This window comes from Aminobacter carboxidus (genome assembly GCF_014863355.1).
In the GTDB taxonomy this organism is placed as follows: Bacteria; Pseudomonadota; Alphaproteobacteria; order Rhizobiales; family Rhizobiaceae; genus Aminobacter; species Aminobacter carboxidus.
Map to the genome: position 1 here is coordinate 264908 of NZ_JACZEP010000002.1, position 20316 is coordinate 285223.

23 protein-coding genes are annotated in these 20316 nt (G+C 63.4%); 12 read left to right on the forward strand and 11 right to left on the reverse strand.

Annotation, left to right across the window (positions count from 1 at the left end; translation table 11 throughout):
- Positions 1-166 precede the first annotated feature (166 nt).
- Together IHE39_RS08875 and IHE39_RS08880 are read right to left on the reverse strand one after the other, a co-directional pair.
- Positions 167-1000: an aldo/keto reductase gene (locus IHE39_RS08875; RefSeq protein ID WP_184768333.1), complete on the reverse strand. Its 834-nt coding sequence runs from the start codon at positions 998-1000 to the stop codon at positions 167-169.
- A gap of 122 nt (positions 1001-1122) precedes the next feature.
- Positions 1123-2304 (reverse strand): MFS transporter, encoded by a 1182-nt coding sequence (locus tag IHE39_RS08880; RefSeq protein ID WP_192566225.1) that lies wholly within the window; start codon positions 2302-2304, stop codon positions 1123-1125.
- Positions 2305-2460: 156 nt separating this feature from the next.
- On the opposite strand from IHE39_RS08880, the gene IHE39_RS08885 reads away from it, so the two are divergent.
- Together IHE39_RS08885 and IHE39_RS30590 are read left to right on the forward strand one after the other, a co-directional pair.
- Positions 2461-3363 (forward strand): LysR family transcriptional regulator, encoded by a 903-nt coding sequence (locus IHE39_RS08885; RefSeq protein ID WP_192566226.1) that lies wholly within the window; start codon positions 2461-2463, stop codon positions 3361-3363.
- Positions 3353-3760 (forward strand): hypothetical protein, encoded by a 408-nt coding sequence (locus IHE39_RS30590; RefSeq protein WP_246485432.1) that lies wholly within the window; start codon positions 3353-3355, stop codon positions 3758-3760. The genes IHE39_RS08885 and IHE39_RS30590 overlap by 11 nt, the downstream gene beginning before the upstream one ends.
- A 113-nt stretch (positions 3761-3873) precedes the next feature.
- On the opposite strand, the gene IHE39_RS08895 is transcribed toward IHE39_RS30590, so the two are convergent.
- The 3 genes from IHE39_RS08895 to IHE39_RS08905 form a co-directional block, all read right to left on the reverse strand.
- Positions 3874-4362 carry an SRPBCC family protein gene (locus IHE39_RS08895; RefSeq protein ID WP_192566227.1) on the reverse strand — a complete coding sequence of 163 codons (489 nt, stop codon included), beginning with the start codon at positions 4360-4362 and terminating at the stop codon, positions 3874-3876.
- A gap of 25 nt (positions 4363-4387) precedes the next feature.
- On the reverse strand, positions 4388-4729 hold the full coding sequence (locus IHE39_RS08900) for an ArsR/SmtB family transcription factor (RefSeq protein WP_192566228.1): 342 nt from the start codon (positions 4727-4729) through the stop codon (positions 4388-4390).
- Between the two features lie 204 nt (positions 4730-4933).
- The gene (locus IHE39_RS08905; RefSeq protein WP_192566229.1) at positions 4934-6373 is read right to left on the reverse strand and encodes an FAD-binding oxidoreductase; all 1440 of its coding nucleotides are present in this window, start codon (positions 6371-6373) and stop codon (positions 4934-4936) included.
- 310 nt (positions 6374-6683) lie between these two features.
- Between IHE39_RS08905 and IHE39_RS08910 the strand changes: the two genes are divergently transcribed.
- The gene (locus IHE39_RS08910; RefSeq protein ID WP_246485433.1) at positions 6684-7262 is read left to right on the forward strand and encodes a LysR substrate-binding domain-containing protein; all 579 of its coding nucleotides are present in this window, start codon (positions 6684-6686) and stop codon (positions 7260-7262) included.
- Here the strand turns inward: IHE39_RS08910 and IHE39_RS08915 are convergent.
- Positions 7259-8131, reverse strand: a complete 873-nt coding sequence (locus IHE39_RS08915; RefSeq protein ID WP_192566230.1) for a sigma-70 family RNA polymerase sigma factor — start codon at positions 8129-8131, stop codon at positions 7259-7261. The two genes, IHE39_RS08910 and IHE39_RS08915, sit on opposite strands and share 4 nt — an antisense overlap.
- Positions 8132-8274: 143 nt before the next feature.
- Here IHE39_RS08915 and IHE39_RS08920 point away from each other — a divergent pair, with 143 nt between their 5' ends.
- Positions 8275-8733, forward strand: a complete 459-nt coding sequence (locus IHE39_RS08920) for a carboxymuconolactone decarboxylase family protein (RefSeq protein WP_115730090.1) — start codon at positions 8275-8277, stop codon at positions 8731-8733.
- A gap of 58 nt (positions 8734-8791) precedes the next feature.
- Here the strand turns inward: IHE39_RS08920 and IHE39_RS08925 are convergent, their stop codons facing one another.
- Entirely contained in the window at positions 8792-9577 is a 786-nt protein-coding gene (locus IHE39_RS08925; RefSeq protein ID WP_192566231.1) for a DUF2189 domain-containing protein, read from the reverse strand.
- A 187-nt stretch (positions 9578-9764) separates the two neighbouring features.
- Here IHE39_RS08925 and IHE39_RS08930 point away from each other — a divergent pair, with 187 nt between their 5' ends.
- Positions 9765-10007 carry a YjiS-like domain-containing protein gene (locus IHE39_RS08930; RefSeq protein ID WP_184768325.1) on the forward strand — a complete coding sequence of 81 codons (243 nt, stop codon included), beginning with the start codon at positions 9765-9767 and terminating at the stop codon, positions 10005-10007.
- A gap of 73 nt (positions 10008-10080) precedes the next feature.
- Here IHE39_RS08930 and IHE39_RS08935 read toward each other — a convergent pair whose 3' ends face one another.
- Both IHE39_RS08935 and IHE39_RS08940 read right to left on the reverse strand, forming a co-directional pair.
- Positions 10081-10755: a permease gene (locus IHE39_RS08935; protein ID WP_184768324.1), complete on the reverse strand. Its 675-nt coding sequence runs from the start codon at positions 10753-10755 to the stop codon at positions 10081-10083.
- A 75-nt stretch (positions 10756-10830) separates the two neighbouring features.
- Positions 10831-11847, reverse strand: a complete 1017-nt coding sequence (locus IHE39_RS08940; protein ID WP_192566232.1) for a GlxA family transcriptional regulator — start codon at positions 11845-11847, stop codon at positions 10831-10833.
- A 203-nt stretch (positions 11848-12050) separates the two neighbouring features.
- Here IHE39_RS08940 and IHE39_RS08945 point away from each other — a divergent pair, with 203 nt between their 5' ends.
- The 5 genes from IHE39_RS08945 (at position 12051) to IHE39_RS30425 (ending at position 16183) form a co-directional block, all read left to right on the forward strand.
- A complete protein-coding gene (locus IHE39_RS08945; RefSeq protein WP_192566233.1) occupies positions 12051-12911 on the forward strand; it encodes an alpha/beta fold hydrolase in 861 nt (286 codons plus the stop codon).
- A gap of 149 nt (positions 12912-13060) precedes the next feature.
- Positions 13061-14314 (forward strand): peptidase T, encoded by a 1254-nt coding sequence (gene pepT, locus IHE39_RS08950; protein ID WP_192566234.1) that lies wholly within the window; start codon positions 13061-13063, stop codon positions 14312-14314.
- Between the two features lie 278 nt (positions 14315-14592).
- The gene (locus IHE39_RS30415) at positions 14593-15036 is read left to right on the forward strand and encodes a hypothetical protein (protein WP_210327526.1); all 444 of its coding nucleotides are present in this window, start codon (positions 14593-14595) and stop codon (positions 15034-15036) included.
- 21 nt (positions 15037-15057) lie between these two features.
- The gene (locus IHE39_RS30420; RefSeq protein ID WP_210327527.1) at positions 15058-15867 is read left to right on the forward strand and encodes an RNA-directed DNA polymerase; all 810 of its coding nucleotides are present in this window, start codon (positions 15058-15060) and stop codon (positions 15865-15867) included.
- A gap of 4 nt (positions 15868-15871) precedes the next feature.
- Positions 15872-16183 carry a hypothetical protein gene (locus tag IHE39_RS30425; protein ID WP_210327528.1) on the forward strand — a complete coding sequence of 104 codons (312 nt, stop codon included), beginning with the start codon at positions 15872-15874 and terminating at the stop codon, positions 16181-16183.
- Positions 16184-17350: 1167 nt separating this feature from the next.
- Here the strand turns inward: IHE39_RS30425 and IHE39_RS08960 are convergent.
- Positions 17351-18520, reverse strand: coding sequence for an NAD(P)/FAD-dependent oxidoreductase (locus IHE39_RS08960; protein WP_192566235.1), 1170 nt, complete (start codon positions 18518-18520; stop codon positions 17351-17353).
- Positions 18521-18616: 96 nt separating this feature from the next.
- Here IHE39_RS08960 and IHE39_RS08965 point away from each other — a divergent pair, with 96 nt between their 5' ends.
- The gene (locus IHE39_RS08965) at positions 18617-19516 is read left to right on the forward strand and encodes an HpcH/HpaI aldolase/citrate lyase family protein (protein WP_192566236.1); all 900 of its coding nucleotides are present in this window, start codon (positions 18617-18619) and stop codon (positions 19514-19516) included.
- Complete coding sequence (locus IHE39_RS08970) at positions 19513-19722, forward strand: DUF1737 domain-containing protein (protein WP_184768315.1); 210 nt, start codon at positions 19513-19515, stop codon at positions 19720-19722. The genes IHE39_RS08965 and IHE39_RS08970 overlap by 4 nt, the downstream gene beginning before the upstream one ends.
- 18 nt (positions 19723-19740) lie before the next feature.
- On the opposite strand, the gene IHE39_RS08975 is transcribed toward IHE39_RS08970, so the two are convergent.
- A complete protein-coding gene (locus tag IHE39_RS08975; protein ID WP_184768314.1) occupies positions 19741-20163 on the reverse strand; it encodes a metallopeptidase family protein in 423 nt (140 codons plus the stop codon).
- Positions 20164-20316 lie beyond the last annotated feature (153 nt).

A 20316-nucleotide genomic window follows, 5' to 3' on the forward strand; every position in this document is an offset into this window, starting at 1 on the left:
AGCCCGCATTGCCGCTTCGGCCGTCGCATCGACAGGGAAACGAATGTTCTGAAGGAAGCTTCACCATGCCTTGCGGCTGCGGGCGGCAGGGGCTTCCCGCCCTTGACCGCCATCAGATAGGAAGAAGCAGGCGCGCCGTCAATGAGGGCGCGCCCTGTAGCCGGGCTCAGGCGGCCTTGTCCCATGCCGGCGCCAGGCCGCCGGGGCTGACGATGCGCCCGCCCGGCATGGCGAGGGCGTGGACAGAGGCCATCTCGTCTGCCGAAAGCTCGAAATCGAAGATGTCGAAATTCTCTGGCAGGCGCGACAGCGTCGCCGTCTTGGTCAGGGACACGACGCCGTCCTGCTGCACCAGCCAGCGCAGCACCACCTGTGCTGCCGTCTTGCCGTGGCTGGCGCCGATCTGCTTCAGCACGGGATCGGAGATCACCTTGCCGTCGGCCATGGCGTAGTAGGCGGTAACAGACATGCCGGCCTTGCGCGCCGCTTCGAGCACCGCCGTCTGGTCGAGATAGGGGTGATACTCGACCTGGTTGGTGACCAGTGGCGCTCGGCTCAGTTTCGCCGCCTCGGCCATCAGCGTGGTGTTGAAATTGCTGACGCCGATGTGGCGGACCTTGCCGGCCTTATGGACCTCGTTCAGGGTGCCGATCTGCTCGGCCAGCGGCACCTGGTCGTTCGGCCAATGCAGCAGCAACAGGTCGACATGGTCGGTGCGAAGCTTCTTCAGGCTCTCGTCGACCGATCTCGCGAACGCCTCGTGCGGGTATTTGTCGACCCAGACTTTTGTGGTCAGGAAGATGTCCGAACGCGCTACGCCCGAGCCGGCGATCGCCTCGCCGACCTCGGCCTCGTTGCCGTAGATCTGGGCAGTGTCGATATGGCGGAACCCTTGCTTGATGGCCTCGGGCACCACTTTCAGAACCTCAGTGCCGGGCATGCGGAAGGTGCCGAAGCCCAGGGCCGGAATTGTCGCGCCATTGGCGGTGACGAATTTCATGATGTTCTCCTTGAGAGGAAATTGGGGGCGGGGGAGGAAATTCGGGCGGATGGCTCCGCTCTTTAGGTAGGTCGGGAGTGAAGCGGGTCAATCATCTTAAGCCGGCATCTTAAGCCGGCATCCTAGGCCGGTTGGCACAGTGGTTCCTGGCGCCGGTCGAGCGCGCCGCTCCATACAGTCAGCACGAAGGCGCCGGCCACCAGCACGGCACCCACCCATGGCGTGGCGCCAAGGCCGAGCGGCGAGGCGACAACCACGCCACCGATCCAGGCGCCAAGTGCGATGCCGAGATTGAAGGCAGCGATGTTCAGCGCCGAGGCGACGTCGACCGCGCCTGGGCGGTGTTCCTTGGCCAGTTGCACGACATAGAGCTGCAGGCCCGGAACATTGGCGAAAGACAGGAAGCCGAGCCCGGCAAGCGTCGCCAGCGTCCATAGCGGCGACACGGCGGTGAACGAAAACAGCACCAGTACGGCGGCCTGCAGCGCAAACAGCACGGTCAGCGCCTTGACCGGGTTGCGGTCGGCGATGCGGCCGCCGGCGATGTTGCCGATGGCAATCGCGAGGCCATAGAGCACGAGGATCAGGCTGACGCTCGAGGCCTGGAAGCCGGTGACCTGCTCGAGGATCGAGGCAAGGTAGGTGAAGGTGACAAAGGTGCCGCCATAACCGAGCGCGGTCATGGCGAAGACCAGCAGCAGCCGGCCCGAGCCCAGCACGCGGACCTGGTCGAGCAGGCTCGACGGTGCCGCCTTGTTCAGGGTCGAAGGCAGCAGGGCAGCGATACCGGCGAAGGCGATGACGCCGAGCAGCGACACGCCCCAGAAGGTGGCGCGCCAGCCGAAGGTCTGGCCGATGAAGGTGCCGAGCGGTACGCCGGTGACGATCGCCACCGTCAGGCCCATGAACATCATGGCAATCGCCGAGGCGCGGCGGTTTTCCGGCACGAGGTCGGCGGCAATCGTCGCTCCGACCGAGAAGAACACGCCATGCGCAAAGGCCGACAGCACGCGTGCGACGAGCAGCAGCTCGTAGCTGGGGCTCAGCGCTGCTGCCGTGTTGCCAACGACAAACAGCGCCATCAGCCCAAGCAGCAGCGGCTTGCGCTCGATCCGGCCGGTGAGCGCGGTCAGCACCGGCGCGCCGAAGGTGACGCCCAGCGCGTAGACGCTGACGATCAGGCCGGCGAGCGGCAGGGTGATGTGGAGATCCTCGGCCACCGTCGGCAACAGGCCGACGATGACGAATTCGGTCGTGCCGATCGCATAGGCCGCGATGGTGAGCGCGAAGATGGCTAAAGGCATGTCGTGTACCGTTCCCGCCCGCGATGGCGGGCACAGCTGAAAGGGGGCGGCCTTGGCCGCGGTTGATCCGTGGCCGCAATATGGGGCGAGGGCACTTGCGCAATAATATCGGATGATAGATCAATACTTGTGAATTTGATTCACAAGAGGCAAGCCATGGACAATCGCGCCGGTGAGATGGAGGTTTTCGTCCGGGCCGTTTCGCTCAAGAGCTTCTCCGCTGCTGGCCGGCAGCTCGGCCTGTCGCCCTCGGCCGTCAGCAAGCTGATCACCCGCATCGAAGACAGGTTGGGCACGCGGCTGGTGGTGCGCTCGACGCGCAGCCTGCAGCTGACTCCGGAAGGCGAGGTCTATCTCGAGCGCGCACGCCGCATCCTCGGCGAGATCGAGGAGGCCGAGCGCATCGTCGCTGGTGGCGCCAACGCGGTGCCGCGCGGGCCGCTCCGGGTCAGCGCCTCGGTCGCCTTCGGCGCCAGCCATGTCGTGCCGCACATGGCCGAATTCCTGGCGCTTTACCCCGAGGTAGAGCTCGACCTGTCACTGACCGACAGCGTCATAGATCTCTACGAAGAGCGGGCCGATGTCGCCATCCGGTCCGGCAAGCTGCGCGATTCATCGCTCAAGGCGCGCAAGATCCTGGAGATCCGGCGCGTCGTCGTTGCCTCGCCGGCCTATCTGGAAAAGCGCGGCGTGCCCCAGAGGCCGGCCGATCTCGCCGGCCACAACTGCCTGCGCTTCAACTTCCTGCGCAACCGTGACGAATGGATCTTTCGCGACGCCGAGACCGGCGAGCACTTCGCCCAGCGTATCGGTGGCAACCTGCTCGCCAACAATGGCCCGAGCCTGCGCCGGCTCTGCCTCGACGGCGTCGGCCTGATCCGCAGCGGGCAGTTCCAGGTCCAGGCCGACATCGACGCCGGAACGCTGGTGCCGGTGCTCGAAGCCTACAATCCCGAAGACATCGAGATGATTCACGCGCTGTTTGCCGGCCATGGCCATCTTGCCGCGCGCATCCGTGCCTTCATCGATTTCCTCGCCGACAAGACGCGTGTCGGCTGACGCCATTGTTTCGGCGGATATGCGCACTACCTTGGCAAGGTGCGGGGTTTTCGCGCGGGAATGTGTGGTGATGAATGTGTTGGTGATGAAGATGGTGAGATCGAAGAGGGCTTTGGTCGTGGCGGGCATATTGCTTGCCGGCCCGATGCAGGCTCATGCCATCGATCTGCCCGGCCAGCCGGACCGCCACCAGCTGGCCCGCGAAGGCCGGATCAACGAGCTTCAGATCCTGCAGAGCCGGCAGGGCCGCATCGACTTCCAGGCCGAACAACAGCGCTTGCGTGAACAGGATCGCCAGATCGTGGTGCCGCAGGTGCCGCGACCCGAAGTGCCTGTGATGAAGTCGAGCTGCCAGATCGAGCTGTACGGCAACATCTATCGCCGTGTCTGCCGCTGAGCGTTTGTCCGCCCAGAGCTTGGCGGGTGCTCGCCCTTGGCTTGCCGGATAGGCCTATCCGAAGGGTCTCGGGACCCGTCCAGGGACTAAATTGCCGACCGACAGCCCAGGAATTACCTCGCCGCCACCTGTTCGGCCAGCACGCCGTCGAGCCTGTCGTATCCGGCCTCGACACCCTTGGCCATGCCGATGGCGATGGCGCCGTCCTTGGCCTGGCGTGAACTGTAGAGCACGGTGTTGACCGAAATCGTGCGGCCATCCTTTTCCGTCAGCACCAGGGTCGAGCGCGCCTCGCCGTCGGTCCAGTCCATGTCGAACAGCTCGACGCTGACGATCTTTTGGGGCCGGAGCACTTCGCGGTAGGTGCCGGTCATGCCCATGTCGCGGCCATCTTCATGGCGCCAGACGAAACGGTACTGGCCACCGACGCGCAGGTCGATGTCGCAGACGGCGAACGACCAGCCATCCGGTCCGGTCATCCAGCGCTTCAGCAATGCTGGGATCGTCCAGCAGTCGAACACCAGGTCGCGCGGCGCGTCGAAGATACGCGTCATGGCGATTTCGCGGTCGCTCGGCGTGGTCACTTCCAGTCGGTGGCTCATCTGTTCTTCTCCCTCGATCGCGGTCTCAGGCCTTGCCCTGGTTCGCCTGCAGGTCGGCGAGCAGCATGTCCAGGCGCTTGTAGTTGCTCTCCCAGACCTGGCGGTATTCGTCGAGCCAACCGGTCGCCTCGGCCAGCGCCTCGCCCTCGATGCGGCATGGCCTGCGCTGGGCGTCGCGGCCACGCGAGATCAGCCCGGCGCGCTCCAGCACCTTGAGGTGCTTGGAAATCGCCGGCTGGCTCATAGCGAAAGGCTCGGCCAGTTCCATCACCGAAACCTCGCCCGACATCAGCCGCGCCAGGATCGCCCGGCGCGTCGGATCGGCCAGTGCGGTGAAGGTGGCGTCTAGACGTTCGGACGGCGTCATTTCAAACCCTCTTTGTTCATAACAAGAAGGTTATATATCCGATGAACGCTGGCGTCCAGCCAGGTTCGAAATCGGCTGAAAAGGCCGGCGCAACATCGACGCCTCCCTGCCCCTTGTGGGGAGGGATACAGTTCGCAGCAAAGCCCCCCGGCGTTGCTGCGGGTTCACCCCGCCCATGATCCTCCCCTTGAGGGAAGAGGCTCTTTACGCCGCCTTGCGCGTCTTCTTGGCGTGAACGTTCTGGTTCATGCGGAACAGGTTGTCGGGATCGTATTTGCGCTTCACCTCGAGCAGCCTGCTGTAATTGGCGCCATAGGCCGCCTCGACCCGGTCGGCCTCGTCGGCCGGCATGAAGTTGACATAGGCAGTGCCGACGGCCTGGGGCCGTGTCGCCTCGTAGACGTTGCGGGCCCAGCCGATGCAGGCCTTGTCCATCGAGGCTTCGCGCCAGCGCGCATGCACGTTCATGACGAAATGCGAGCTGCGTTGCGGGAAAGCCGTCGCATCGGTCGCCACCCGCCCGGCGGCACCGCCGACATGGCCGACGAAGATTTCGCATTCCGGCCCCGGCAGGGCGCGTATCGCGTTGTCGAGCATGTCGATGGTCGTGTCCGCCAGCTCGATGAAGTCGTGGCTCTTCCAGTAGTTGCGTGCGCCGGGCTGCAGCAGCGGATCGAACGCCATCTGCCATCCGGCGAACGGGTTCGGCCCGACGACGTCGACGATCGGCTGGCCGATGCCGCGCAGGGCGGCGGTCGCCTTCTCGCCGGCCTGGAGGTCGCCGCACCAGCACATGGCCAGCACCAGCACCTCCTTGCCGTGCCATTGCGCCGGCAGGAATGGCAGCGGCGGCGCTTGCCGCATCACGGTCCAGCAGGTCAGTTCGTCGGGCGCATCCTCAAGCGCCTCGCGATACTGCCGAAGTACCGGCTTGGCCTCGTCGAAGGGATGCACGACGAGCCCCGAAAGCACCTGCGGGCCCAGCTTGTGCAGCTTGAATTCGAAGGCGGTGACAACACCGAAATTGCCGCCGCCGCCACGTATTGCCCAAAACAGGTCGGGATGCTCGGCCGTGCTTGCCCGCACCAGGTCGCCATCCGCCGTCACCACGTCGGCCGACAGCAAATTGTCGATGGTCAGGCCGAGCTTGCGTGTCGTCCAGCCGAAGCCGCCACCCAAGGTCAGCCCCGATATGCCTGTTGTCGAGTTGATGCCGGTCGGCACTGCAAGGCCAAACGCTTGGGTTTCCTTGTCGACATCGGCGAGGATCGCGCCCGGCTCGACCCAGGCACGGCGCGCCACGCGGTCCACCCGCACAGACTTCATCTGGGAAAGATCGATCATCAGGCCGCCGTCGCAGACGGCACTACCGGCGATGTTGTGGCCGCCGCCGCGCACGGAGACGAGCAGCTTGTACTCGCAAGCGAACTTGACCGCGGCGATGACGTCGCTGGCGCCGACGCAACGCACGACAAGGCCGGGGCGGCGGTCGATCATGGCGTTCCAGATGGTGCGGGCCTCGTCGTAGCCGGCATCGCCGGCATTGAGCACATGGCCACGCAGGCTTGCTGCAAAGGCATCGAGCACGGGCGCGCTCACGGTCGCCAGCCCACCGTCCAGCGTCGTCAGGTTGAGGTCGTTCATGGGGCTTTCCTCCGAACAGAGAAAAGGCCTCCTCTTGCACCGCAAGCCGTCGATTGTGCGCCTGAGCCGTTCGATGGACAAGAACAAGCGCGGCCCTGTTGCGGAAAAGTGATGGGCACGCGGCGTCGCTGCCCGAACCGTGCCGGTCGCCTTCGCGCCTTGCCGTAACGAAACCCAGTCCTGCGGAAGGCAGCCTGTTTCTCGAGCGCTGCCGCCGCATTGCCGGCGAGTTCGAAGCGGCTGAAGAGGAGCTGTCGCAAGCGCGCCACCGCGCGGGCCGCTACGCGTCAGCCTGCCCGTCGCAGGCGCCTTGTTTCTGCCAGTCATCGCCGACTTCATGCGCGCCTGGCCCGAAATCCGGCTGGAGCTCGATTTCACTGACCGGCTCGTCGATGTCATCGAGGAAGGTTTTGACGTCGTGGTCCGCACCGGCAAACCCGCCGACTCCAGGCTGATGAGCCGCAAGCTCGGCACGTTCCGTCATCTGCTTGTCGCCGCGCCAGCCTATCTCGCCCGCGCCGGAGTTCCGGAAACGCCGGAACAGCTTCTGGCCCACGCTTGCCTGCACCATCGCCATCCGGTCACCGGCAAGCTGGAGCCATGGCCCCTGTTGCGCGAGGCGGCGTTGCTTGATCTAGACCTGCCGGCGACCGCCATCGCCAGCACGATCGAGGCGCGTATCCATCTTGCCGAACAGGGTTTCGGCATCGCCCGCCTGCCCGACTATGCCGTCAGGCACCAGCTCGCCGCGGCGACGCTGGTGCCTGTGCTTGAGCCATTCCTCGACAATCGCGGCATCATGCACGCGCTCTGGCCTGCCAGCCCCTACCTTGCACCCAAGACGCGCACCTTTGTCGACTTCCTGGCCGAACGGCTGTTCGCCGGCTAATCGAGCAAGACCAGATCCAGTTGCCCCAGCCGATCCGGATCGGCGATGGCGTCGATGCCGACGATCCTTTCGCCGTCGAGCTTGAGCATCAGCACGACGCGGAGCTTGCCCATCGGCGCGACCAGAAGGCCGATGGCGCCGTCGACAAGTGCCGGCAGCGCGCCTTGTGCGCGGCCCTTGAAGCTTTGCGCCACGGCCTGCGCGCCGCGCAGTTCGGCCACCGCGCCCAGCTGCGCAGCCACGGCGTCGGCGCGGAACACAACATCGGGGTCGAGCACGGCCAGCAGGCCGGCGAAATCGCCGCCGCGCGATGCCGCAAGAAACGCGTCGACCACCTGCCGCTGGCGTGTCCGGTCTGGCGCACGCGCCTCGTCGCTGCCCTGGACCCTACGCCGGGCCCGGCTCGCCAGTTGCCGTGCTGCAACTGGCGTGCGCTCGACGATGGGGGCGATGTCGTCGAAGGACAGGTCGAACATGTCGTGCAGCACAAAGGCGATGCGCTCGGCCGGCGCCAGCTTCTCCAGAACGACCAGAAGCGCCAGTCCGACGGCGTCGGCCATGGCCAGCTCGTGCTCGGGGTTGATACCGGCGGTCTCGTCGGCCACTTCGTCCGGCCCTTCCATGTCGAGCGCGTCCTCGCGCCGCGACTTGCGCTGGCGCAGCATGTCCAGGCAGACGCGCGCCACGACCGTCGTCAGCCAGCCGCCCAGATTGTCGATTTCGCGCGCATCGGAGCGCGCCAGGCGCAGCCAGGTCTCCTGCATCGCGTCTTCGGCCTCGCTGGCCGAGCCCAGCATGCGGTAGGCCACGGCGCGCAAATGGCCGCGATTGGCGGCAAATCGCTCGGCCAGAAAAATTTCTTCGTTCATCCGTCACATTCCTTGCTGGCGTTCCGTCATGGCCATGACGAACGAATCCCGGCCGATGTGACACGAGACCGGCTCAAGGGCAGCGGCGTCAAGATCATCAGGCGCAAAGCCGAAAACAGAACGCAATTTCGAGGAGAATTCCGATGCAAGCTCGTATGACCAACCCCGCCATCCTGCTTCCCGATGCCATGCAGGCGCTGTTTGCGCTCAACAAGGCGACCGAAAAGGACGGCCTGTCCGAGGTGACGCGCAAGCTGGTCCATCTGCGCGCCAGCCAGATCAACAGCTGCAGCGTCTGCGTGCACATGCATTCGCTCGAACTGAGGAAACTTGGCGAGAAGGACGACCGCATCTTCGCCGTCGCCGCGTGGCGCGACACGCCATGGTTCACGCCGGCAGAGCGTGCCGCGCTGGCGCTCACCGAAGCCGTCACCCGCGTCGCCGACAAGTCCGACCCGGTGCCGGACGACGTTTGGGAAGAGGCTGTCAGCCACTATGATGAAAAGGCGATCTCGGCGCTGCTTCTGACCATCGCGTTGATCAACGTCTGGAACCGCCTCAATGCCGCAGTTCGCCAGGTCGCGGGAGCCGCCTGGAACTGACGATCCACGTCGTGCGCTCCCTCATCCTGCGCCTGTCGAAGGGTGAGGGACAGGTACGCTAAACCACCGCGCGGCGATAAAGATGCCAGGTCGCATGCCCCAGCACCGGCAGCACCACCAGGAGGCCGAGAAAAAAGGGCACGCAGGCTGCCAACACCGCAACCGTCACCACCAGGCCCCAGCCGAGCATGACAAGCGGGCTCGCCAGCACCGCGCGGATCGAGGTCAGCATGGCGGTGACGAAGTCGATTTCGCGGTCGAGCAGCATGGGGATTGAGATGACAGTGATGGAATACAGTACCAGCGCCAGTGCCGCGCCCTCGATATGGCCGATACCGAGGAAGATCCAGCCCTGGTTGGTGGTCAACACAAGATCGGCGAAGCGGTCGAGCGTGGCGTAGGACATGCGGCCGAGAATCAGCGCCATCAGCAGCCTGATCTGGTACATCCAGACCCAGAACACGAACAGCATGACGAAGGCCATCCACGACACTTCGCGTCGGCGCTGGGCCCAGATCACGTTGAGGACCTCTCCAAGCGTTGGCTGGTGCCCGGCCTCCATCTGGCGGCTTACCTCATAGAAGCCGACGGCGGCGAAGGGCCCGACCAGCGGGAAGCCGATCGCGAACGGATAGATCAGCCATGGGGCGTGCAGCACCAGCAGGGACGTTGTAATTGCCAAGCCGATCACCACGAAGACCAGCGCAATGGCGAGCCCGATGCCTGGGCTCCGCGCGAAGTCGGCGGCGCCCTCCGCCAGGCTCTGCCTGATGTCGGCTACGGTCAGTGCGCGCACTTCCGGCGGCCTAGCCGGGCGCCTGGCGTAGGTGTCCATATCCGCCATTCGTCCTCCCTCGCCCCGCGCTGCATCCGACCGCAGCGATCTATGTGCGTGGCAACGCGACTTCCCGCATTGATCGAGATCAAGCGGGAGTGCTTCCGCATTAGACGTCTCGTTCACGCGTCGAACACGCTGCACTCACGCCTGCATGGCAAGCTCGCCGGGTCATGTCAGTAGACGGGAGGCCGAGATGGCTTACTCAGTGCATTCCAGCCACGGACAGCAGACGGCGGATCTGACGATACGGTTTCTCCAGGCAACTGCACGCCGTATCACGGCAGCCGAGATGTGGTATCGCCGTGCCCAGAGCCGGCGGATCATCGCGGCACTCAGCCCGGAGCAGATGAAGGACATCGGCTATCCTGCTGTTGATGCCATTCCCAGCCTCGAGGTCGAGGCCGGTCTCATGTCCAAGCTGCAGACGATGCGATAACGAACCGTCGCGGGCAACACGTCGCGGGGTGGCGGCCGCCGGGCCGGCATGCCGCGACGGCGATGCCGTTACGCTAAGTCCCCGACACCTGCGTCAGGGCGATGGCCATGCCGACGATCAGCATGGCTGCTGCACCTTGCAGCACGGTGACAACGACGCTGAGCAACGCGCGACCAAGACCAAGATCGAGATTGCGGGCAAACCAGCGCGTCTCCACCGAGACGTACCAGACGATGGCGGCGATAAGCAGCAACAGCGCCGCGACACTGGCGGTGCTGTTGTGGACGCGCCACACCACGCCCGCCAGGCTGACGCCGAGGGCGAAGGGTGCGGCGACATAGCACTGGCTGTAGAACGGCGGCTTCAAGGTTGCCCGGTCGATCCGGGCGCCGCGAAAGCGCAACAGCTTCACCGCCATCAGCAGCGGGAAGACGCTGAAGATGACGGCGCGAAAGATCAGAAGGTTGGAGTCGCTGGCGAGCATCGACGGTGCCACCCAGGAACGATCGTTGATGAAGCCGAGCTCCAGGCCGTGCACGATCAGCAGCGTCAGCAGCAGGAACATCGGCGGGCTCATCGTGTCCTGGTATTGCTCGTCCACGTCGTCGGACAGCTCGACATTGGCGTAGCGCATCATCTTGTCGGGATCGCGCAATGCCCGCCACATGGTCAGCGGGTAAAACAGCAGCCACGACACGACCTCGTAGAGCAGTTCCTCGATCGATTTCAGCAGTCGCATGAAGTCCATGCGTCGCTCCTCCGCAGGCTGGTCCGCGCGGCATGATGACGGCGGGACCGGGTGAAGGGAAGGGCCGGGCGGCCGCTAGGGTCGCGTCAGGCGAAAACGCTGCCGGTACTGCGCCGGCGTAATGCCGGTATGACGCCGGAACAACCGGCGGAAGAATGCCGGGTCCTCGTAGCCGACGGTTTCGGCGATCGCGTCGGTGGCCTCAGCGGTGGCCTCCAGCATCTGCTTGGCCTCCTCGATGCGCAGGCTCTGGACATAGTCCACCGGCGTGTAGCCGGTCGCAGCCTTGAAGCGGCGCTTGAAGGTGCGCTCCGGCAGCCCGCTTTCGGCGACCATGCGCGTCACCGGGTTGGCGGCGGCATAATTGTCGGCGATCCAGACCTGGCAGCTGCCGATGGCGGCATCCTCGTGGCGCCTCGGCTTGGCCATGGTGGAAAACGGCAGTTGGCCGTCGCTGCGGTCGCCGAGCAGAAACACCTTGGCGATGCGGCCCGCTTCCTCCTTGCCGCAGTGGCGGGCGATCAGGTGCAGCGCCAGATTCTCCCACGACGAGGCACCGCCAGTGGTAATCAGCCGTCCCTCGGGGTCCATGTCGCAGACGATGCGTTCGGGTCGGAACTTCACCAGGGGATAGCGGTCGCGGAAGATGTCGGCGGCGATCCAGTGCGAGGCCGCGTCCTTGCCGTCGAGCAAGCCGGCCTCGGCGAGGAAGATCGAGCCGGTGCAGACCGAGCACACGGTTGCGCCTGCCGCCAGCCGTTCGCGCACCCATGCCATCTCTTCGCCCCACCCGGCAGCCACATCGCAGTCGAGCGGCAGCGCCAGGTCGGTGACGATCACCACGTCGCAGCCGGCGGCCTCGGCCAGCGTCGCATGCGGCTCGATCGACGTGCCTATGGCGCAGGTAAAGGTCTGTTTCTGCCGCGCCACGATTTCGGGCACGATGCGGCGGGCGTTTGTCTGCTGCCCGGTCAGGCGGTCCCATATCGAGCCCACCGCCGACAGCACCTCATATAGCCCGTACACTGCCGCCGGCGTCGTCTGGGGCAAGGCAAGCAGGCTGACGCGAACAGGTTGGGTGTGCTGGCTCATGCGAGATGAGTGGCACGAATGCCTCGTTTTTGTCCAGTCTCGCTCTCGCGAGACAACCCAGACCCTCATAATGTCTGCCCCAAGCCGCCCATCCGGGCGTCAAGGAGATGGGAATGTCCCGCATCACCACAACCAGCCGGCGCCGGTTCCTGCTCTTGGCAGCAGCGACGGCCGCAACTAGCGTAACCCGAAGGAGCAAGGCGATGGCCAGCGAAACCACCACCAGGACCGTTCGCGCCAATGGCGTCGAGATCGTCACCGAGGCCTTTGGCGACCCGTCGGCGCCGCCGATGCTTTTGATCATGGGCGCCATGGCCTCGATGCTGTGGTGGCCGGACGCCTTTTGCCGTCAGATCGCCGCCAGCGGCCGCCATGTCATCCGCTACGACAACCGCGACACCGGCCTGTCGACCAAATATGCGCCGGGCAAGCCGCCCTACACGATGGACGACATGGCCAGGGACGCTGTTGCCGTGCTCGACGCCTACGGCATCGCCAAGGCCCATGTTGTCGGCATGTCGCTCGGCGGCATGATCGCCCAGATCCTGGCGCTGACCGAGCCCGGTCGCGTCGCCTCGCTGACCCTTGTCTCGACGACGCCCATCGGCCTCGATCGCGACCTGCCGCCACCCACACCCACCTACATGGAGCACGCCGCGACGGGCGAAGGCGTCGACTGGTCGGACCGCGCCCAGGCGACCGGGTTCATCGCCGGCGAGGCCCGCGTGATCGCAAGCACTGCCCATCCGCATGATGCGGCGAAGACGCTCGCCTTCATCGAGCGCGACTACGACCGCTCCGGCGGCTACCTCTCGGCCACCAACCACTTCATGCTCACCGGCGGCGAGGCGGTGAAGGGCAAGCTGCCCGGCCTGAACGTGCCGTTTACGGTCATCCACGGCACCGCCGACCCGATCTTCCCGATCGTCCACGGCAAGGCGATCACTGATGCGGTCAAGGGCTCGACATATGTCGTCGTCGATGGCGGCGGCCACGAGTTGCATGAGGACGACTGGGGCATTGTCATCCCGGCCATCGTCAAGAACAGCTCGGCACCTCGCTGAGGCTGCCTTGAGGCGCCCGGTCCGCCGGGCGCCTCTTGGGCCAGAGCGTGCCGATCGCGCGGACAGCGGCCGTAGCAGGCGCGAAACCCGTTCACGGCACCCGTCGCGGCGGCTATAGCAGTGCATCGCCGATGCATTGGAGCCCGCCCATGACCGAGACAAGGACCGCCACGACCGACACTGTGCTCGACCGCTTCCTTCGCTATGTCGTCATCGACACCCAGTCCGACGCAAGCTCGCCGACCCAGCCTTCGACGGAGAAGCAGAAGAACCTCGGCCGCCTGCTCGTCGACGAACTCCTGGCGATCGGCCTGATCGACGCCCATCTCGACGAGCACGGTTATGTCTATGCCACGGTGCCTGCCAACACCGACAAGCAGGTGCCGGTCATCTGCTTTTGTTCGCACATGGACACCGCGCCCGATTTCACCGGCACCAACGTCAAGCCGCAGATCCTGCGCAACTATGCCGGCGGCGACATCCGGCTCACGGGCGACCCGCAGCAGGTCATCCGCGTCGCTGAGCACCCCGAACTCGCCAGCCAGATCGGCAACGACATCGTCACATCAGACGGCACGACGCTGCTCGGCGCCGACGACAAGGCCGGCATCGCCGAGATCATGACGGCAGCTCAGTTGCTCATCGCCAATCCCGACATCAAGCACGGCGCGGTCAAGCTTCTGTTCACAGCCGACGAGGAGATCGGCCGCGGCGTCGACAAGGTCGACTTCGCCAAGCTCGGCGCCAAATTCGCCTACACCATGGACGGCGAAACGGCAGGCCATATCGAAGACGAGACCTTTTCAGCCGACGGTGTCGAGATCGCCATTTCGGGCGTCGCCATCCATCCCGGCTTTGCCAAGGGCCGCATGGAAAACGCCATCAAGATCGTTGGCGCCATCGTCGACCGGCTGCCGAAGGATCTTGCGCCCGAAACCACCGAGGGTCGCGAGGGCTTCGTCCATCCCACCGCTTTGTCGGGCTCGATGGAAAAGGCTTCCCTCAGCCTGATCGTGCGCGACTTCACCGAGGCGGGCCTCGCTGCCAAGGAACAGATGCTCGAAGACATCGTCAGCGACGTTCTGAAAGCCTATCCCGGCTCGACCTATGCCTTCACGGTCAAGGAGCAGTACCGCAACATGAAGGTGGTGCTCGACCGCCACCCCGAGATCGTCGAAAACGCCCTTGAAGCCGTCCGCCGCGCCGGCATGGAGCCGGTACGCGGCAGCATCCGTGGCGGCACCGACGGCTCGCGTTTGTCCTTTATGGGCCTGCCCTGCCCCAACATCTTCGCCGGTGGCCACGCCTTCCACTCCCCCCTCGAATGGGTCAGCCGCCAGGACATGGAAAAGGCGGTGAAGACGATCGTCGAGCTGGCGAGGGTGTGGGAGGAGAGGGCGTAGGGGAGCATATCGATCGCTGGTCCCACAGAGCTCTTTAACTCGACGGCTATTGCCTCCACATTGGGCTTCGAAATTGTGTAGGCGGTTCCAATGATGTTACGGGGTTCTGGCGCAAAACCATTTCCCGGTGCCGACAGCGCCCACGATGAACGCAACTTTCTTGTTAAGCATTAATTCTCCTAGTGCACTTCATAATCTTGTTTAGGTCTTCGCTCGTCGCATTCCTATGGGGCGAGCGAATAATATCTCTCACCGGAAGCTAATTTTTGAGTAAGTGTATGTCAGGCACGAATATTCAGAAGGCGTTGCTTACCAAGGGCTATTTTCCGCGGGAGCTGCCGCCCACGTTCACTACCGCAGATTTTGGGCTTCACTCTCCAGACATTCTCAATGAATGGGAGAGTCGCAAGGTTTTTTCCAAGAAAGCAATGGGAAAGACCCCTTGCAAGAAAAAGAGAAGCAACGCGTATTCATATTCGCTGAAGAGCGCCGAGGCCGAAGTCATATCAAAACCCAAACGGGGGTATGAGAGGCGAAATATCCACCTCACGCACCCGGTTGCGCAAGCGCTAATTGCTGCCGAATTGTCAAATAATTGGAGGCCGGTTCAGAAATGGCTTTCACGCCAGGAGTTTTCTGAAGACGATATTCGTGTATCAGAAAAATATGAGCGTTCTATCAAAGGCATAAATTTTGCTATGCATAGAGCCAAAAAATCATAGCTCGAAGCCACATCAGATTGGTTGGTAAAAACTGATATTTCGCGGTTTTATCCTTCGATTTATACTCATTCGATCCCTTGGGCAGCCTATGGCAAGGAGCGTGTCAAGCAACGCATGGGGTACTACGATGGTTCTTTTGCCGACCGCCTCGATGTCTTGGTTCGTTCTTGCAATCGCAATCAGACAATTGGGATACCAATTGGCCCAGAGACATCGCGAATTATTGCCGAGATTATTTCGGCTCGAATCGATGCCGATTTCAAAGGCCATTACAGCAGCCTCCTGCCCGGCTCAGTGGATCGCTTACAAGATGATTGGGCAGTTGGGGTGGGGACCCTGGAGGCAGCTGAAAAAGTTCTATCAACTATTAGCGGTCTCTACCGTTCGTATGGGCTTGATATTAATGGCAGTAAGACGTCGATTCAACACATAGTTGCTACTCAGCAAGCTGTTTGGATATCGGAGATTGGCGCATTCCTTTCTCATCGGCCGGGTGCCTTGAGAGGGGCAAGGCTTCGAGAATTCCTCAACATGTGCCTGCGGCTTCAGGCCGACTACGGTTCGGAACCAGTAATAAACTATGCTTTATCTGTGATAGAGAATTCACAGATAGGTAGGGCCGATGTTGAAGCCATGGAGTCGTTCCTCCTGAAGGCGTCTATTGTCGCCCCGAATTCCATGGATCGCATTTGTCGAATTATCTTGAACTTACAGCACCATACGAAGAGCGTATCTGCAAAGCGGATTGGTGAGCGTTTCGTGCATCTTGCGGAGAGAAATCTCGAAAAAGGCCAGTGCTATCGCGCTCATTCTTCTGGACATGAAGGCTAAGGGGATGGGACTCGGGACGCTTCCAAAAGATAATTGGGAAACACGAATATCTGAAGAGAGCGTGCTTTCTGATTGGACATGGCTACTGGCCTATGAAGGGTTTCGTCATGGTTGGCTTTCCGACAAGAAAGGCCTGATGGCGAAGCCATTCTTCAAGCCAATGGTTGATCGAAAAGTCATCTTCTATGATCATGCAAGAAATATCCAGACTTCGCGTAGTTTTGTGCAAAAACAACGACAGGTCAGAAAGCGCGATAACGTGGAAATAAAGCTTCTATTCGAGGCGATGCGAGGAATTGACATTACTGAATATTAACAATTTATCTCCAAGGTCGCTGTTGCATAAAATACGGTCTTGGTTTTCCCCAACTCCTTGTTCCCGCTTCCCTTAAAAAAACTTTCACCCGATTTATCCACGCCCCAAAAGCCAAGCTTAAGATCAGCCCATCTCCGTCAAGGGAAACCTGGTGCGCACCGGGTTATCAGGTGAGGGGGCTTGGCCGGCGGCGCTAACGTTGGCGTTGCTGGGGTGAGGAATGGTCCGCAAAGCGGACGAAAAGCCAATGGTTTGGCTTTTCGAATGACGAACGCCCGGAGCCATAGCGGAGGGCAAATCCCTTCAGGTCAAGGCCCCGCCAGCCGACGCGAAAATGCGTTGAACGGCATGAGGGCGGGGCAAGAGCACTGGCGGCGGCGTGCCGCATTCAGAATACAGAAGAAGGCGCCCCCATGCGTCAGCTTCCCAGGCAAACCCGGCTGGCCGCGGTGTGCCGGGAACGCAAACCATGCGCTCGTCCGAACGAAAGGTTTTCGCCATGAAACAGCCAAGGCGAATGGACGGGGCATGCTTGCACCGAAATGGGCTTCACGACTGTCGCGGCATGGATCCCCGGGATCTCCGCACTCGCTGCGCTCGTGCTCCGACCCGAGGATGACGGATGCCTTGGTGCCCTCACAAGCCCTCATTCCGAGTCTCTTCGCCCTCGTGGTGCTCTCGACAATCGCCAACGTTCGCGTTTGGCGGCAACGCCCCTTCCTCGTCATCCTCGTGCCCGAAGCGGCGAAGCCGCGCAGGGTTACGGGGATCCATGCCATGACGGTCGCGAAGCGCATTTCGGTGCAGGACGTTAGGGGTGGCAACGCGGGTCCCGGTCAAAGGGCGGGATGGAAAATACCCCCGCCTCGCTGCGCGCGGCACCTCTCCCCACTGCGTGGGGGCGAGGGATCGCCAAGCGTGTGGGCGGAATCTCGGCGCTGGTTGCACAGGGCGGAGGCCGCGCGAACAGATGCGGCTTCACAGAATCTCGGTTCCTCTCCCCCACAAAGTGGGGGAGAGGTGGCCGCGAAGCGACCGGAGAGGGGGTGAGTGGACAGGCGGTGGCACCGATATCCTCCCTCCCCCTTGTGGGGAGGGATAGAGGGTGGGGTGCAAGGCGTATTGCGCCCATTTTTCGACAAGCTCAGGATGAGGCAGGGCCAAACCCTAGATCACGTTCAGTTCGCGAAATGCCCGCCCCTCGGCGACGCGCTGGTAGCCGAAGGCCGAGCAGTCGATGGTGCGGTAGCCGCCATGGACCAGAAGCTCGGCCAGCGCCTTGCCCACTGCCGGGGCCTGCTGCAGGCCGTGGCCGGAAAAGCCGTTGGCGAAGACGAAGTTTGTAACCTCCGGATGCGGGCCGATGACGGCATTCTGGTCGAGCGCGTTGTAGTCGTAATGCCCGACCCAGGCCTGTGTCGCCTTGATCGCCTCGAAGGCCGGCACGCGGGTTGCCAGCACCGGCCAGATCACCTCTTCGAACAGCCCCCAGTCGGGGTTGAAATCTTTGATGTCGGCGGCCAACTCGCCGTCCTCGTTCTCGGCCCCACCTGTGATGTAGACCGAACCCTCGGGCCGGACATAGACGCCGCTCGGGTCAACCATCAGCGGCATGTCGGCGAATTTGTCCCGCGCTTCGAAGACAAAGACGTTGCGCTTGCGTGGCTCGACCGGCAGCGCGATGCCGGCCATGGCGGAGACCTTGCCGGCGTTCGGCCCGGCAGCGTTGAACAGCGTGCCGGCCTCCAGACGCTCGCCGCTGGCGAGGGTGACGGCAACAATGCGGTTGCCCTGACGTTCGATGCCGGTGACCTCTGATGTGATCAGGTCGATGTTTTTGGTCTTCAGCGCCTTGCGAAACAGGCCGAGCATGGCATGCGCATCGAACCAGCCTTCGCCCGTCAGCCCATAGGCGCCGGCGGAGATGCCCTCGGTCGAGATCCAGGAAAAGCGCTTTTGCAGCTGTTCGGCATTCTCGAGCACGATGTCGGCGCCCTCGGCCAATTGTGCTGCGTGGTTGGCCCTGAGGATCGGCAGGCCGTTGTCGCCGGCGAGGATCAGGTAGCCGCCCTCGCGGAAACCGATGTCGGCGTCGGACCCGAACTCGTCCTTCAGCCGCCGGAACAAGCCGAGCGTGAACTGCGACAGGCGGATGTTTTCGGGGATCGAGAATTGCTGGCGGATCGAGGCGCAGGACAATGTGGTCGCGGCATGGGCGAATTGCGGGTCGCGCTCGATCAGCGCGATCGAGCCGGTAAAACCCTCCTCGCGCAGATAATAGGCGATCGAGCTGCCGACGATCGCGCCGCCTGTGATGACCACGTCGTAGCGTGCCATGGAGTGTTCCCGTCTGCTGTGATGGAGGACAAAAGCAGTTACGCCACCGCCGGGCAAGCCCTTGCAAGGACCAGCATTGCCGGGCAAGAAGTCCAGATGTCACATTCTGTCCCCCGTCCGCGCCGCTCAGTGCTTTTCGTGCCCGCCACCAACGAAAAGGCGATCGCCAAGCTGTCGCAGCTTGCCTGCGATACGGTCATCTTCGACCTGGAAGATGCCGTGCTGCCCGAGCACAAGGCGGCGGCACGCGACAGGCTGGCCCAGTTCTTCGCCGCACGGCCGGCCGGTGCGCGCGAATATGTCGTGCGCATCAATGGGCTGAAAAGCGCGTGGGGTACGGACGATCTCGCGGCTGCCGGCGGCTGGGCCACCGATGGCGTGGTGCTGCCCAAGATCGAGACGCCGCGCGACCTGCTCGAGGCCAACGACGTGCTCGACGAGGCCGACGCGCCCGACACGCTGAAGCTGTGGGCGATGATCGAGACGCCACGCGCACTGGTCAATCTGGCGGCCATCGCCGAGCTCGGCCGCGATCCCGCGGCACGGCTGTCGTGCCTGATCGCCGGGCTCAACGACCTGGCCAAGGACACCGGCGTCAAGCTCACGCCCGACCGCCGCTATCTCCAGCCATGGCTGATGCAGATGGTGCTGTGCGCCCGCGCCGGCGGCGTCGACATGCTTGACAGCGTCTCCAACGATTTCCGCGATCTCGACGCCTTTGGCCAGGAGTGCGGCGAGGCCGCCGCCATGGGTTTTTCGGGCAAGACCGTCATCCACCCGGCACAGATCGGCCCTGCCAACGCAGCGTTTTCGCCCTCAGCCGAAGCACTTGCCGAAGCGCGGGCCGTCGTCGAGGCCTTCGCGCTTCCCGACACCGCCTCCTCAGGTGTAATCTCGCTCAGCGGCAAGATGGTTGAGCGGCTGCATCTGGTCCAGGCCGAGAAGGTGCTGGCGCGTGCGGCAATGATCGCTGAGATGACCGGAGACGAGAAATGAAACTCTACCGCTTCCTGACCGGCCCCGACGACGCCACCTTCTGCCACAAGGTCACGGCTGCGGTGAACAAGGGCTGGCACCTGTTCGGCTCGCCGACCTATTCGTTCGACGCCGAGACCAAGACGATGCGTTGCGGCCAAGCCGTGGTGAAGGATGTCGAAGGCCACGATTACGAAGCCGGCGTCACCAAGCTCAGCGATTACTGATCGTTGGGGTGGCTGCCGCTATTCGGCGGCTTCCTCCAGCCGCTCCATGTCCTCGTCGGACAGGCCGAAATGGTGGCCGATCTCGTGGATCAGCACATGGGTGACGATGTCGCCCAGCGTCTCCTCGTTCTCGGCCCAGTAGTCGAGGATCGCCCTGCGGTAGAGCGTGACGCGGTTGGGGCCTTCGCCGGTCTGCGGGTTCCAGCGCTCGGCGATGCCGCGGCCCTCGAACAGGCCGAGCAGGTCGAACGGCGTTTCCAGCGACAGGTCGTCCATGATCTCGTCGGTGGGGAATTCGGCCAGCAGGATGACGACCTCGCCGGTCAGCTGGCGAAACTCCTCCGGCAGATGCGCATAGGATTCGAGCGCCAGCAACTCCAGCTCCTCGATAGAGGGCGAAAGCTGGTCGTGCCAGGCGCGGGTCTTGTAGATGCGGGCCATTCTTTGTCCTTTTGGGGGCATATAGCCCTTTGCCGCCTCGCTTACGAGGCCTTTGCCGCTCGGGCGACAATTTAGCGGCGACGGCGAGAGGACGGGAGAGGAATAAATTCTCCTTGAATCGGCTTGACTCTCCCCAGCGCCTCTGGAATCTAT

Excerpts from the sequence above, each read along its gene's own strand:
- IHE39_RS08925 (WP_192566231.1), bottom strand. The coding sequence starts at position 9,577 with ATGGCGGATATGGACACCTACGCCAGGCGCCCGGCTAGGCCGCCGGAA.
- IHE39_RS08945 (WP_192566233.1), top strand. The coding sequence starts at position 12,051 with ATGGCCAGCGAAACCACCACCAGGACCGTTCGCGCCAATGGCGTCGAG.
- IHE39_RS08935 (WP_184768324.1), bottom strand. The coding sequence starts at position 10,755 with ATGGACTTCATGCGACTGCTGAAATCGATCGAGGAACTGCTCTACGAG.
- IHE39_RS30425 (WP_210327528.1), top strand. The coding sequence starts at position 15,872 with ATGGGACTCGGGACGCTTCCAAAAGATAATTGGGAAACACGAATATCT.
- IHE39_RS08965 (WP_192566236.1), top strand. The coding sequence starts at position 18,617 with ATGTCACATTCTGTCCCCCGTCCGCGCCGCTCAGTGCTTTTCGTGCCC.
- IHE39_RS30415 (WP_210327526.1), top strand. The coding sequence starts at position 14,593 with ATGTCAGGCACGAATATTCAGAAGGCGTTGCTTACCAAGGGCTATTTT.
- IHE39_RS08885 (WP_192566226.1), top strand. The coding sequence starts at position 2,461 with ATGGACAATCGCGCCGGTGAGATGGAGGTTTTCGTCCGGGCCGTTTCG.
- pepT (WP_192566234.1), top strand. The coding sequence starts at position 13,061 with ATGACCGAGACAAGGACCGCCACGACCGACACTGTGCTCGACCGCTTC.
- IHE39_RS08900 (WP_192566228.1), bottom strand. The coding sequence starts at position 4,729 with ATGACGCCGTCCGAACGTCTAGACGCCACCTTCACCGCACTGGCCGAT.
- IHE39_RS08905 (WP_192566229.1), bottom strand. The coding sequence starts at position 6,373 with ATGAACGACCTCAACCTGACGACGCTGGACGGTGGGCTGGCGACCGTG.
- IHE39_RS08930 (WP_184768325.1), top strand. The coding sequence starts at position 9,765 with ATGGCTTACTCAGTGCATTCCAGCCACGGACAGCAGACGGCGGATCTG.
- IHE39_RS08975 (WP_184768314.1), bottom strand. The coding sequence starts at position 20,163 with ATGGCCCGCATCTACAAGACCCGCGCCTGGCACGACCAGCTTTCGCCC.
- IHE39_RS08915 (WP_192566230.1), bottom strand. The coding sequence starts at position 8,131 with ATGAACGAAGAAATTTTTCTGGCCGAGCGATTTGCCGCCAATCGCGGC.
- IHE39_RS08895 (WP_192566227.1), bottom strand. The coding sequence starts at position 4,362 with ATGAGCCACCGACTGGAAGTGACCACGCCGAGCGACCGCGAAATCGCC.
- IHE39_RS08880 (WP_192566225.1), bottom strand. The coding sequence starts at position 2,304 with ATGCCTTTAGCCATCTTCGCGCTCACCATCGCGGCCTATGCGATCGGC.
- IHE39_RS08920 (WP_115730090.1), top strand. The coding sequence starts at position 8,275 with ATGCAAGCTCGTATGACCAACCCCGCCATCCTGCTTCCCGATGCCATG.
- IHE39_RS08940 (WP_192566232.1), bottom strand. The coding sequence starts at position 11,847 with ATGAGCCAGCACACCCAACCTGTTCGCGTCAGCCTGCTTGCCTTGCCC.
- IHE39_RS08875 (WP_184768333.1), bottom strand. The coding sequence starts at position 1,000 with ATGAAATTCGTCACCGCCAATGGCGCGACAATTCCGGCCCTGGGCTTC.
- IHE39_RS08960 (WP_192566235.1), bottom strand. The coding sequence starts at position 18,520 with ATGGCACGCTACGACGTGGTCATCACAGGCGGCGCGATCGTCGGCAGC.
- IHE39_RS08970 (WP_184768315.1), top strand. The coding sequence starts at position 19,513 with ATGAAACTCTACCGCTTCCTGACCGGCCCCGACGACGCCACCTTCTGC.